Origin of the sequence: Mesorhizobium sp. M1399 (assembly GCF_040317735.1) — a bacterium.
GTDB lineage: Bacteria > Pseudomonadota > Alphaproteobacteria > Rhizobiales > Rhizobiaceae > Mesorhizobium.
Map to the genome: position 1 here is coordinate 145,318 of NZ_JAMYKZ010000006.1, position 13,346 is coordinate 158,663.

The following is a 13,346-nucleotide window of genomic DNA, read 5'->3' on the forward strand; positions in this document are numbered from 1 at the left end:
ACGCCGTGCAACGAGGAGGTGCCGTCACGCCTTTTCGAGCACGACCGGTATGACGTCGACTGCCTGCTCGCCAACCTGCCCGCCCGTGGTTTTCAGCACGCCGACGATCGGCGCCACATCGGAGTAGTCGCGGCCATAGCCGACCGTGATATGATCGTTGCTTGCCCGCATGCCGTTGGTCGGATCGAATTCCTGCCAGCCGGCATCGCGCCCGCACCACACCTTGACCCAGGCATGCATGGCGTCGGCGCCTTCGAGCCGCGGCTTCCCACGCGGCGGGATGGTGCGTAGGAATCCGCTGACATAGCCTGCAGGAACGCCGAGGCCACGCAGGCCGGCGATCATGATATGGGAAAAATCCTGGCAGACGCCGCGCTTCAGGCCGAAGGCGTCGCTGGCCCGCGTCTGCACCGTGGTCGCCTCGCCGTCATAGGTGAAATCGCGGTGAATGCGGTTGCACAGAGCCATGGCCGTGCCGACCGTCGAACTGCTGGCACTGCCTTTCGCATAGGCAGTGATTGCCGGGTCGATGCCGGCATGATCGCTGGCGGCCAGAAACTGATGCGGCGAAGCCGGCGCCAGCGAGTGCACCGCGCCGAGTTCTTCCCTCAGCCGGCGTAGGTCGGGCGATACGTCGAGCCCGGGCTCCGGCCGCGACACTGAAACACGCGCGCTCATCCTGATGTCGAGCGCATCATGTGCGTCACGAAAGGCGATCGAGGTGACACTGTTGCCGAAAAAGTCGGAAAAGTCGGAGCGTTCGCTGGGCGCCGGCACAAAAGACAGTGAAGCGGCGATGACGCGCTGTACGCCAGGGATGGTCGGCGGCAGCACACGCACCTGATGGCGGCCGCCGCCGGCCGCCGCATCATAGTCGTAACGCAGGTGAAGCCTGATGTCGTAGAGCATGCCGTCTCTATCCGAAATAGGCTTTGGAGAGGCTGTTGTAGAGGCCGCCGATTTCATTGGCGAGATCGCTGAGGGCCTTGGCCGTCATGTCCGAGGGCTCCCTGATGGCGATGGACGTGTTGAGCTGCAGGATTTCCTTGGCCGCCGGCGACATATGGCCTTCACCGCCGACAGCGGGCAGCAGCGCGATCTCGGCCTTCAGCCGTTCGAGTTGGAACAGGATTGAGCGCGGGTTGAGCGGATCGAGCGCCAGAAGGTCGACCACCGTGCGCCGTCCCGCCTGCACCGGATATTGCCGGCGGTGGGTCATGACGCTGTCGCCGATCTCCAGCATCATGTCGAGCGCGCCTTCCGGCGCCTCGGCCCTGGTCAGTCGGGCGAGCGTGCGGGCGATCTGGATGCCGCGTTCGAGCCTGCGGCCGATTTCCAGGAAACGCCAGCCGGCGAAGCGGTACATATTCTCGTGCAGCAGGCCGGAAAACCCGGCCAGCTTGCGCAGGATGACCGTCATTGCCCTTGTCGCGTCGTCGCCCGGCGCCACTGTCACGGCAAATTGATGGATGGTCTTCGACAGGTCCTTCAATGCCAGCCAGCCATCGGGCGAGAAGCGGTCGCGGATCTGCCCGGCGCTGTAGACGGCGCTGTCCAGCGTGCCGATGAGCCCCAACGGGATTGCCGTCTCGACGTCGATACCGAACGGCGCGAGATAGTCCCTGATGTCGGCGAGCAGCGGCATCTCGGGATCGGATGTCTCGGCCAGCCGCACGTGGTAGGCGCGCAGGATGCGCGCCGTGTCTTCCGATCGCTCGATATAGCGGCCGAGCCATGTCAGGTTTTCCGCCGCGCGGCTGGGCAGGCTGCCCGGCAAGGTTCGGGTGAAGCTGTCATGCTCCTGCGGCAGCAGCGTCTCACGCTCCACCGGCCTGTCGCTGACCACCCAAACATCCGCCGCCTGGCCGCCGCGCTGCATGGCGATGGCCGTCGGGTCGAGCGAGAAGCCGACACGGGCAAAACCGCCCGGCATCACGGTCCAGCCTTCCGGCGTCCGCGCCAGATAGACGCGCAGGCTTGCCGGCCGCGGCTCCAGCCAGCCGCTGACATAGACAGGAGTGGTCGACAGCGTCAACGCTTCCTGGCCGACAAAGTCGCCGCCGTCTTGTTCGATCCGGGCGACGAGCTCGGCCCGTTCCTCGGCCGACAGCGCTGACCCGAGCTTGGTCGAGCCGTCGTCCTCGAAGGCAAGCCGCGTCGACAGTGCCGGGCCGATCACCATGCTATCGATATTGGCGAGCACATGTTCGCGCTCCGTATCCTGCCCGCACCACCATGTCGCGACGGTCGGCAGCAGCAGTTCCTCATTGCGCAGGGCGCGCGAAATCTTCGGCAGGAAGGCGAGCAGAGCGCGCGTCTCCATCAGGCCGGAACCCAGTGCATTGACGGCCGAAACCGCCCCTTGCCGGACCGCTTCGACCAGCCCCGGCGTGCCGATCTGCGAGTCCGACCGCAACTCGAGCGGATCGGCAAAGGCAGCGTCGAGCCGTCGCCACAAGACGCTGACCGGCATCAGCCCCGAAACTGTGCGCACCATCAGCCTGCCGCCGGAGACAGTCAGGTCCTCGCCCTCGAGCAGCATGATGCCGAGATAGCGGGCGATATAGGCATGTTCATAATAGGTCTCGTTCAGCGGTCCCGGCGTCAGGATGGCGACACGGCCGCCGGCTTGCTTGGCCATGCCGATCAGCGCATCGCGAAAACGGCGGAAGAAACCGGCCAAGCGGTGCACATGCATCTCGCCGTAAATGTCGGACAGTGCCCTTGTGGTGGCGACGCGGTTTTCCAGCGCAAAGCCGGCGCCCGACGGCGCTTGGGTGCGGTCGCCAAGCACCCACCAGCGGCCGTCCGGGCCACGACCGAGCTCGAAGGCGCAGAAATGCAGGAAATGGCCGCTGGCAGGCCTGGTGCCGACGACCGGCCGCAAATATTCCGGGCTGGCCGCGATCAATCCAGCCGGCAGAATGCCTTTCTCGACCAGCCGGTTCGGCCCGTAAATGTCGGCGATGGTCTCCTCGAACAGATCGGCGCGCTGGACCAGGCCGGCGCTGATGTCAGCCCATTCCTCCTCCTCGATCAGCAGCGGCACATGCGCCAGCGGCCATTCCCGCTCATTGGCGCCGGCCTTGTCGTAGACGCGGTAGTAGACGCCGGCATCGCGCAGGTACTGGTCGGCGCGGGCAAAACGCTGGGCAAGCTTTTCCGGCCCCAGGTCCTCCAGCGCCTCGATGAAGTGCCGCCAGGCCGGCCGCGGATTGCCCGACGCATCGACCATCTCGTCGACGACGCCGTCGATCGGCTGGTAGTGCTCCAGCAGACTGTGGGTTTGCGGCTTGCTGCGCAGCTTTTTGTGATTCCCCTTCGCCATAGCTGATCAGAGTCTTTGCGGCCGCCGAAGGTCAAGGGTCATCGGGAAATCTTCAGAGGCTTCTTCGTTGCGCAGCACATAGCCGGACGGAGTATGGCCACGCGGCTCGAAGCGGGCGAGCCGCCGCGCCTCCGCTTCATTGCCGTTGACCGGGAACGTGTCGTAGCTGCGCCCGCCGGGATGTGCCACATGGTAGACGCAACCGCCAACCGCGCGGCCCGACCAGCGGTCATAGATATCGAAGACCAGCGGCGTGTTGACCGGCAGCGCCGGATGCAGGCCCGACGCCGGCTGCCAGGCCTTGAAGCGAACGCCGGCCACCGCGATCTCGCGGTTGTCGGTCACCTTCATCGGCACCCGGCGGCCGTTGCAGACGACGGCGTGACGTTCCGGGTTGAGCCCCTCGGTCTTCACCTGCAGCCGTTCGACGGAGGAATCGACAAAGCGCACCGTGCCGCCGATCGCGCCTTGCTCGCCCATCACATGCCAAGGCTCCAGTGCTTGCCTGAGCTCCAGCTTGATGCCGGCATGCTGGACCTCGCCGCAGAACGGAAAGCGGAATTCGAGCTGGGCGTCGAACCATTCCGGACGGAACGCAAAGCCGTTCAGCTTGAGGTCGTCCAGCACATCGAGAAAATCCGCCCAGACATAATGCGGCAGCATGAAACGGTCGTGCAGCGAGGTGCCCCAGCGTACGAAGCGGCCGTCGAGCGGGTTCTTCCAGGCCCGGGCGATGATGGCGCGCACCAGCAATTGCTGCGCCAGGCTCATGCGCGCGTTGGGCGGCATCTCGAAGCCGCGGAATTCGACCAGCCCCAGCCGGCCGGTCGGCCCGTCCGGCGAAAACAGCTTGTCGATACAGATTTCGGAGCGATGCGTATTGCCCGTCACGTCGGTCAGGAGGTTGCGGAACAGCCGGTCGACCAGCCACGGCAGGGGTGCCGCGCCCTTGTCCGGATGTGGCACCTGCGCCATCGCGATCTCGAGTTCGTAGAGCGAATCGTGTCGTGCCTCGTCGAAGCGCGGCGCCTGGCTGGTCGGGCCGATGAACAGGCCGGAGAACAGATAGGATAGCGACGGATGCCGCTGCCATTGCAGCACCAGGCTCTTCAACAGGTCGGGGCGGCGCAGGAACGGACTGTCATTGGGCGTGGCACCGCCGACGACGACGTGGTTGCCGCCGCCGGTGCCGGTGTGACGGCCGTCGATCATGAATTTGTCGGCGCCAAGCCGCGTCTGCCGCGCCTCTTCGTAGATCGCCGTGGTCGTCGCTACGCAATCCTGCCAATTCGCGGCGGGGTGGATATTGACCTCGATGACGCCGGGATCGGGTGCGACACGGATGACATTGAGGCGCGGATCGTGCGGCGGGCCGTAGCCCTCGATATGCACCGGCAGGCCGATAGCCCTTGCCGCGTTCTCCGCCGCCGCGACCAGTTCGAGATAATCCTCCAGCGCCTCGACCGGCGGCATGAACACACAAAGCCGTCCGTCGCGCGGCTCGACCGAAAGCGCTGTGCGCACGGCGCCGCCGATCTCGGTAATCTCCTGTTCGACGCGGTCTTGCTGGCCGGTAACGGCCGTGAAGGAGACCGCCTGCTGGCGTCGCGCCATTTCGTCGGCGCCTTCCAGTTCGGCCGGAGCGGGCGAAGAAGCAGCACCGGGCAAGATCGCCTCACGCGCCGGCAATGGTCCGCGCGGCAGCGATGGATCGACCGGTACGATATAGGGGAACTGCGCCGGCGGCACATAAGGCAGCGTGCCGAGCGGCAGGCGGTAGCCGACCGGCGAATCGCCGGGCACCAGGAACAGCCTGCCGCGCCGCGTCTTCCACTTCTCCGAGCGCCAGCGCGGTCCGGAAGCCTGGCTGTTCCAGCGCTGGACGGGCAGCACGTAGCCCGACGGCTTGGTCAGCCCGCGTTCGAACACCCGCGCCATGCGGCTGCGCTCCTCCGGGTCCTCCAGCTTCGAATTGGAGGGATCGACATTGTCCGGCAGCTTGCCTTCCTTGAGCAGCCATTCGGCCGGATCCTCATAGGCTTCGCTGACCATCGTCTTGTCGATGCCGAGTTCGTCGGCAATCGCGGTCAGCAGGCTCTCGGCCTGCTTCGGTCCGACATCCGCCTCGCTCTTTTCATGTGCGATCAGTGACGGATCGCTCCACACCGGCTCGCCGTCGGTGCGCCAGTAAAGCGAGAACGTCCAGCGCGGCAGGCTTTCGCCGGGGTACCATTTGCCCTGTCCGTAATGCAGGAAGCCGCCCGGCGCGAAGCGTTCGCGCAGCCGGCGGATCAGCGCATCGGCCTTTTCGCGTTTTGTCGGCCCGACGGCGGCGGTGTTCCACTCGGCCGCCTCGAAATCGTCGATTGAGACGAAGGTCGGCTCGCCGCCCATGGTCAGCCGCACGTCGCCGGCCTGGAGTGCTGCATCGACCTCGACGCCCAGCGCGTCGAGCGCCTGCCAGCTCTCGTCGGAGAACGGCTTGGTGATGCGCGGATGTTCGGCGATGCGGTCGACCCGCATGTCGAAGCCGAATTCGACATTGGCGAAGCTCGCCATGCCGGAGATCGGCGCGGCATTGCGGAAATGCGGCGTTGCCGCGAGCGGCACATGGCTTTCGCCGGTAAGCAGGCCGGAGGTCGGGTCGAAGCCGATCCAGCCGGCGCCCGGCAGATACACCTCGCACCAGGCATGGAGGTCAGTGAAATCGGTCGCCGTACCGGGCGGTCCGTCGAGCGCGACGAGGTCGGGTTTGAGCTGGATCAGATAGCCGGAGACGAAACGCGCGGCGATGCCGAGGTTCCTCAGTATCTGCACCAGGAGCCAGCTCGAATCGCGGCAGGATCCCTTGCCGGCGGCCAGCGTTTCCTCGGGCGAGAAGACGCCGGTTTCCATGCGCACGATATAGGCGATCTCGCGCTGCAGCCGCGCATTGAGGTCGACGACAAAATTGACGGTATTGGTCGCACTGCGGTCGATGGTTTTGAGGAACGCCTGCAACAGTGGCCCTGCCGGTTCCGGCGTCCGGTAGATGGTCAGATCGTCCCTGATCTCTTCCGGGTATTCGAACGGAAACGTCTCGGCCGACGGTTCGACGAAGAAATCGAACGGATTGTAGACCGTCATGTCGGCAACGAGATCGACCTCGATCTTCAATTCCGTTACCGGCTCGGGGAAGACGAAGCGGGCAAGGAAATTGCCGTAGGGGTCCTGCTGCAGATTGACGAAGTGGTTTGCCGGCCCGACCTTCAGAGAATGGCTGAGCACTTTGGTGCGGGAATGCGGCGCAGGCTGCAACCTTATGACTTGCGGGCCCAATACGACCGGCCGGTCGTATTTGTAGTGGGTCAGGTGATAGACGGCTGCCAGAATTGCCATGGTGCCCCTGAAGTCGGCGTTTCAAAAGGAGTTCGCTGAACCCTGACACGGATGCTGACCATTCTCCAAGCAGAGATGTTGCGCTGCACCTAAATTAAGCAGCCTTCACAGCCTCACAAACGGAGCGCCGACCCTGGGATTCCGCAGCGTGGCGGCAGACGTTGCAACGCTGCAGAGCCGAAGGCCGGTGGGTCAGCACCGGGCACTGTCCCGCCGATATCGATGATCGGCAACCCGCGCGACGCTTGGTCGAAAAGAGCTGAAAAGAAAACCCGCCTCGGTGGGCGGGTCGCCGGTGCCAATTAGCACCATAGCCAAATTAGTAGCATAGCTGCCGGCACAAAGCAAGAACAAAATGTGGCACCGTCGGCGAAAATTGCCGATCTGCCGCTTTGCGAGGGAAGATGCGAAGCAGTGGCGTCCTGGAAGCGGAGGACATCTGCCAATGCTAAAAGAACGCCTGCAACCCGGTCTGCGCCCGTCCGAGGATCAGCGCATGCACATCATGCGTGCCCTCATAGGTGTTGACCGTTTCCAGGTTCTGGGCGTGGCGCATGACGTGGTAGCCGATCTGGATGCCATTGCCGCCATGCATGTCGCGGGCCTGGCGGGCGATGTCGAGCGCCTTGCCGCAATTGTTGCGCTTGACGAGTGAGATCATCTCCGGCGCCATCTTGCCTTCATCCATAAGCCGCCCGACGCGCAGGCTGCCCTGCAGGCCGAGCGCGATCTCGGTCTGCATGTCGGCGAGCTTCTTCTGGAAAAGCTGCGTGCCGGCCAGCGGCTTGCCGAACTGCTTGCGGTCGAGGCCATACTGGCGGGCGCGGTGCCAGCAATCCTCCGCCGCGCCCATGGCGCCCCAGGAGATGCCGTAGCGCGCGCGGTTGAGGCAGCCGAACGGCCCCTTCAAGCCCGAGACATTGGGCAGCAGCGCGTCCTCGCCGACTTCGACGCCTTCCATCACCACTTCGCCGGTGATCGACGCTCGCAGCGACAGCTTGCCGCCGATCTTCGGCGCCGACAGCCCGTTCATGCCCTTTTCCAGGACAAAGCCGCGAATCTCGTTGTCATGCGCGGCCGATTTTGCCCAGACGACGAACACGTCGGCGATCGGCGCGTTGGAAATCCACATTTTCGAGCCGGAGATCCTGTAGCCGCTCGCAGTCTTCTCGGCCCGCGTCTTCATGCCGCTTGGGTCGGAACCGGCATCCGGCTCGGTCAGGCCGAAGCAGCCGATCCATTCGCCCGACGCCAGCTTCGGCAGGTATTTCTTGCGCTGCTCTTCCGAGCCATAGGCATGGATCGGATACATCACCAGCGACGACTGCACGCTCATCATCGAGCGATAGCCGGAATCGACGCGTTCGACCTCGCGCGCCACCAGCCCGTAGGTGACGTAGTTGGCGCCGAGCCCGCCATATTCCTCGGGGATGGTGATGCCGAGCAGACCGGCCTCGCCCATTTCGCGAAAGATCCCGGCGTCGGTCTTCTCCTCGAGATAGGCTTCCTCGATCTTCGGAGCGAGCTTGTCGGCGGCAAACGCCGCGGCGCCATCACGCACCATGCGCTCGTCTTCCGAAAGCTGGTCCTCGATCAGGAAAGGATCGTCCCAGACGAATGCATTCTTATCGGCGGCCATGGCTCTCGGTCTCCCAAACTCATGCATGTCGCCCAAAGCTTGCCCACGGGCCTGACCCGAGGGTGTTCGGCAGCTTGGGGATAACGACATGCATCAAACAGAAATCTTGAAACGCGCGGCTTATCGGCTTCCGTCCCCAAAAAATCAAACGAAATAGCTTCGCCGATCCATGAGCATTGGTGATGGATCATCAATGTCGAGCGCCGCCTTCTGACCTGGCGTAGCCCTGCTCGCGAATTACTTGCGCTTCAACGCATCGGCCAAAGCGGCGCCGAACGCGCCCTGCTGCGCCGGCCGCTCCGGCTGGCGTTGGGGCGTGGGCGCGCGCGGCACCGGCCTGTTGCCATTGTCGCGCGGCTTCGGTGCGCCACCGTCGCCGTCCTTGCGCATCGACAGACCGATGCGCTTGCGCTTGATATCGACGTCGACGACGCGCACCTTGACCACGTCGCCGGCCCTGACCACCTCGTGCGCGTCCTTGACGAACCGATCCGCCAGTTGCGAGACGTGCACCAATCCGTCCTGGTGCACGCCGATATCGACGAAGGCACCGAAGGCCGCGACATTGGTGACGGTGCCTTCAAGCTGCATGCCGGGCTTCAGATCCTTGATGTCGTCGATGCCGTCGGCAAAGGTCGCGGTCTTGAAGCCGGGGCGCGGATCGCGGCCGGGCTTTTCCAGCTCCGACAGGATGTCGCGCACCGTCGGCAGGCCGAAGCGTTCATCGACGAAGACGCGCGGATCGAGTGCCTTGAGTGCGGCGCTGTCGCCCATCAGCGAGCGGAGGTCGCGCCCGCAGGCGGCGACGATCTTTTTCGCCACGCCATAGGCCTCCGGATGCACGGCTGAGGCATCGAGCGGTTCGCTACCGTTGGGAATGCGCAGGAAGCCGGCGCATTGCTCGAACGCGCGGGGTCCGAGCCGCGCCACCTTCAACAGTTCGCGGCGGCTGGCGAACGGGCCGGAGGCATCGCGATGCGCAACGATCGCTTCGGCCAGCGATGTGCCGAGACCCGAAACCCGCGCCAGAAGCGGCGCCGACGCCGTGTTGAGATCGACCCCGACGGCGTTGACCGCATCCTCGACCACCGCTTCCAGCGAGCGGCCGAGCCGGTACTGGTCGACATCGTGCTGATACTGGCCGACGCCTATCGACTTCGGCTCGATCTTGACCAGTTCGGCGAGCGGATCCTGCAGGCGCCGCGCGATCGACACCGCCCCGCGCAGCGACACGTCGAGGCCGGGAAATTCCGCCGCCGCCGTTGCCGACGCCGAATAGACCGAGGCGCCGGCCTCGCTGACGATCACCTTGAGCGGCTTCGGCCCGGACCCGGCCGGCATATCAGCCAGCATGTCGGCCACCAGCCTTTCGGTCTCGCGGCTGCCAGTGCCGTTGCCGATCGAAATCAGCTCGACCTTGTGCAGCCGGATGAGCTTGGCCAGTTCGGCCTGCGTGCCGCGGACATCGTTCTTCGGCGGGAACGGATAGACCGTTGTCGTCGCCAGCAGCTTGCCGGTGCCGTCCACCACCGCCACCTTGACGCCGGTGCGAATGCCCGGGTCGAGGCCCATCGTGGCGCGCGAACCGGCGGGGGCTGCGAGAAGCAAATCCTTCAGATTGCGGGCGAACACATGGATCGCCTCCTCCTCGGCTCGCTCGCGCAAGTCCCGCATCAGATCGAGCGTCAGGTGCAGCGACAGCTTTATGCGCCAGGTCCAGCCGGCGACCTCCATCAGCCAGCGATCGCCTGGCAACTGGCGGCCGATGGCGTAGGCGTCGGCGATCATCCGCTCGACCGGTTTCACCGGCGAGGCATCGTCGGCACCGACCTCGATATCGAGCGACAGAACCTCCTCGTTGCGGCCGCGCAGCATGGCCAGCGCGCGATGGCTGGGCACGTTGGCCCAGCGCTCGACATGGTCGAAATAGTCGGAGAATTTCGCGCCCGCCTCCTGCTTGCCGTCGACGACGCGCGAGCGCAGGAAGGCGCGTTCCTTCATGTAGGCACGGAGCTTGCCGACCAGGTCGGCATTCTCGGCGAACTGTTCGGACAGGATATCGCGTGCACCTTCGAGCGCTGCCTTGGTATCGACCACGTCTTCGCTGATGTAGGCCAGCGCCAGCTCGGCCGGCACGGCCGCACGATCGGCCAGGATAGTTTCCGCCAGCGGTCCCAGTCCGCGCTCGCGTGCGATCTCGGCCTTGGTCCGGCGCTTCGGCTTGTAAGGCAGGTAGATGTCTTCGAGCTCGGCCTTTGTGACGGCCGCAGCGATCTTTGCCTCAAGCTCTTCCGTTAGCTTGCCCTGCTCGCGGATCGAACCAACGATGGTGTCGCGGCGCGCGTCGAGCTCGCGCAGATAGGCGAGCCGCTCGGCGAGGTCGCGCAACTGCGTGTCGTCGAGGCCGCCGGTGACCTCCTTGCGGTAGCGGGCAACGAACGGCACGGTCGCACCGTCGTCGAGCAAGCCGATCGCCGCCGCGGCCTGTTCGGGCCGGGCGCCGATCTCGGCGGCTATGATGGTTGGGATGCGCTTGATGTCGGATGCCATGTCGATCCTGCTCTTCGTCGAAAAGAGACGCGACCATAGGCGCAGAGCACCGATGCGCCAACTGCGCCATTTTCAACCCGGCGAGAGGTCCACAGGAAAGGCGCGGCTGTCTGGATCGGATCAGACCATCCGGCTCAGCGCCTCGAAGAAAGAAATCATATCCAAATCGAGCGGATCGTCGACCGGTACCGGCTGCGACGACATCTTTGCGATTACCATTTCGGCCTTCGGATTGACGTAAAGCCACTGGCCGTGGATGCCGATGCCGCAGAAGGCGCCGCTTGCCGCGCCCGTCTGGTACCATTTGTTGCGATAGCGGCCACGCGGAAACAGGAACGCCATCGTGCCGCGTTGCCAAGCCTCGGCGTCACCGCCAGTTTCGGTCGTGTCGCGCACCCAGCTCTCCGGCACGATACGGCAGCCATTGGCCATGCCGCCTTGCCGCATCATCTCGCCGACCCGGGCGAGGTCGCGCGGCGTCACCGAAATGCCGCCGGCCGTACGCGCCGTGCCTTCCATGTCCACGGTTACCGAAGCTTCGCTGACAGCGCCGAGCGGCTCCCATAATTTCTCGCGCATCAGATCGGCGAAGCGCCGGCCCGACGCACGTTCGAGCAGGATGCCGAGCAGGTCGGAATTGGGCGAACGGTAGCGGAACGTCCGGCCATGCGGCTCGGCCAGGCCCTGCAGCGTCATGAGGAAAGTGGCCAGGCTCTCGGTGCCCCCGCCTGGATTCCACAGCATGGCGCGGCGATAGCGGGCGAAGGCGCTTTCCGGATCGAGATAGGCCTCTTCGAAGTCGAGGCTGACACTCATGTCGAGCACGTGCCGCACACTCGCATCGCCATAGGCCGAGCCGGCAGCTTCGGGCAGATAGCGGCTTACCGGAGCCTGCGGATCGAAAATCCCCTCGCCTGCCAATATCCCGGCAACAATCGCGGTCAGCGACTTGCTGATCGAAAAGACGATGTGGCGCGCCCCGAATTCCATATGCGGTGCGAACCAGTCGCCAACGAATTTGCCGCTTTTCATGATCGTCAGCGCGTCGGTATCGGAGCGCTTGAGAAAAGCTGCGACAGTCTCCGCGCCGCCTGCAAGAGCGACCTTTTCACCAAGTAGCTCGCCGAAATCCCGCGCCGGCGCCTCGCTGCTGCCCGGCTTTGCCGCCACGGCAGCGCTCGGCACCAGCTCGCCGGCATTCTGGAACGACCACCGGCTGAACGGGCTTTCCCGCCAATTGCCGAGCAGCACCTGGTTTCGGGCAAAGCCATATCTGGTTTCGAACGCGGTCTTGCCGGCCATGGCGCTTCCTTCCGGATTATTGTTGTGCCCTAAGCGAGCACCGCGTCGATGCCGTGCACGGCCGATCGCCGGAAAAACCCGGCGGCAATGCCGCCGGGTGGGCCGGGTTACTTCTGCAATTCGGTCCAGATTTTGCTGTAGATGTCCTGCACCTCCGGGGAACACAGTCTCTGCAGCTCGCCACGCGCTTTGACGGCTTCCGGGATAATGACCTCCGGCGCGTCCTTCATGTCGGCCGGCATGTACTTGTCCGAACCGACAATGCCGTTGGCATAGCGGTGGAAAGCCGACAGGCCGGCGGCGTTCTCCGGATCCATGATGAAGTTCTGGAACAGCTTGGCGTTCTCGATGTTCTTGGCATCCTTCAGGACCATGACATTGTCGCTCCAGAGACCAAAACCTTCCTTGGGATAGAAATAGTGGATCTTGGGGTTCGCCAGCCGCTGGCGCAGAGCCGAGCCGTTCCAGTCGCTTGTCGCCTTGAAATCGCCTGCGCCCATCTTCTCGATTGTGTTGTATTCCATCGCGATCCAGTTCGGCTTGGCCGCGACCAGCGTGTCGCGCACTTTCTTCAGCGTTTCCTTGTCGCTGGCGCATTGCGTGCCGCCGACATATTTGGTCGCCGCGAACATGACGTCGTTCATTTCCGGCACGACGTTGACCTTACCCTTCAGCTCGTCGGGCGTGTTGAAGATGATGCCCCAACTGTCCGACGGCCCGTTGTAGACATCGGTGTTCACCACTATGCCCACCGTGCCCCAGGCCCAGGGCACGGAATATTTGCGGCCGGGATCGAAATCGGGATTGGCCCATTCCGGCGCCACGTTCTTGAAGTTCTCCATCTTGCCCGGATCGGTTTCCTGAACGAGGCCTTCCTTGATCCAGATCGGCACGAAGGTTTGTGAGGGTACCGCGATGTCGAAGCCGGTGCCGCCCTGGCGAACCTTGGCCAGTGCCGTGTCGTTGGAATCGTAGTCGGTGATGGTCACCTTGACGTTGTATTTTTGCTCGAACTTCTTGATCACGTCGGGGCTGGTGTAGTTGCCCCAATTGTAGATGTTCAATTCGCCGTCGGCGCGAGCCAGGCTCGTCGAGGCGAGCAATGCCAACCCGATGGCGGTCGCTGTTGTCTTCCAGTTCATGTTCTAA

General features: G+C 64.4%; 7 protein-coding genes. All 7 read right to left on the reverse strand.

Annotation, left to right across the window (positions count from 1 at the left end; all coding sequences use genetic code 11):
- Positions 1–24: 24 nt before the first annotated feature.
- The 7 genes from NKH05_RS12205 to NKH05_RS12235 all read right to left on the reverse strand — a co-directional run bounded on the left by NKH05_RS12205 (position 25) and on the right by NKH05_RS12235 (position 13,339).
- The gene (locus tag NKH05_RS12205) at positions 25–909 is read right to left on the reverse strand and encodes a transglutaminase family protein (protein ID WP_353025453.1); all 885 of its coding nucleotides are present in this window, start codon (positions 907–909) and stop codon (positions 25–27) included.
- Positions 910–916: 7 nt separating this feature from the next.
- Positions 917–3,328, reverse strand: coding sequence for a circularly permuted type 2 ATP-grasp protein (locus tag NKH05_RS12210; RefSeq protein WP_353025455.1), 2,412 nt, complete (start codon positions 3,326–3,328; stop codon positions 917–919).
- Between the two features lie 6 nt (positions 3,329–3,334).
- The gene (locus tag NKH05_RS12215; protein WP_352481986.1) at positions 3,335–6,706 is read right to left on the reverse strand and encodes a transglutaminase family protein; all 3,372 of its coding nucleotides are present in this window, start codon (positions 6,704–6,706) and stop codon (positions 3,335–3,337) included.
- Between the two features lie 448 nt (positions 6,707–7,154).
- Positions 7,155–8,345 carry an acyl-CoA dehydrogenase gene (locus NKH05_RS12220; protein WP_352999593.1) on the reverse strand — a complete coding sequence of 397 codons (1,191 nt, stop codon included), beginning with the start codon at positions 8,343–8,345 and terminating at the stop codon, positions 7,155–7,157.
- A 237-nt stretch (positions 8,346–8,582) separates the two neighbouring features.
- Entirely contained in the window at positions 8,583–10,895 is a 2,313-nt protein-coding gene (locus tag NKH05_RS12225; RefSeq protein ID WP_352857063.1) for a Tex family protein, read from the reverse strand.
- 120 nt (positions 10,896–11,015) lie between these two features.
- Positions 11,016–12,197, reverse strand: a complete 1,182-nt coding sequence (locus tag NKH05_RS12230; RefSeq protein WP_352481984.1) for a serine hydrolase domain-containing protein — start codon at positions 12,195–12,197, stop codon at positions 11,016–11,018.
- 107 nt (positions 12,198–12,304) lie between these two features.
- A complete protein-coding gene (locus NKH05_RS12235; protein WP_352857059.1) occupies positions 12,305–13,339 on the reverse strand; it encodes an ABC transporter substrate-binding protein in 1,035 nt (344 codons plus the stop codon).
- Positions 13,340–13,346 lie beyond the last annotated feature (7 nt).

What these genes read in the sequence shown, in the direction of transcription:
- NKH05_RS12230 (WP_352481984.1), bottom strand. Translation starts at nt 12,197, where the DNA reads ATGGCCGGCAAGACCGCGTTCGAAACCAGATATGGCTTTGCCCGAAAC.
- NKH05_RS12205 (WP_353025453.1), bottom strand. Translation starts at nt 909, where the DNA reads ATGCTCTACGACATCAGGCTTCACCTGCGTTACGACTATGATGCGGCG.
- NKH05_RS12215 (WP_352481986.1), bottom strand. Translation starts at nt 6,706, where the DNA reads ATGGCAATTCTGGCAGCCGTCTATCACCTGACCCACTACAAATACGAC.
- NKH05_RS12220 (WP_352999593.1), bottom strand. Translation starts at nt 8,345, where the DNA reads ATGGCCGCCGATAAGAATGCATTCGTCTGGGACGATCCTTTCCTGATC.
- NKH05_RS12225 (WP_352857063.1), bottom strand. Translation starts at nt 10,895, where the DNA reads ATGGCATCCGACATCAAGCGCATCCCAACCATCATAGCCGCCGAGATC.
- NKH05_RS12235 (WP_352857059.1), bottom strand. Translation starts at nt 13,339, where the DNA reads ATGAACTGGAAGACAACAGCGACCGCCATCGGGTTGGCATTGCTCGCC.
- NKH05_RS12210 (WP_353025455.1), bottom strand. Translation starts at nt 3,328, where the DNA reads ATGGCGAAGGGGAATCACAAAAAGCTGCGCAGCAAGCCGCAAACCCAC.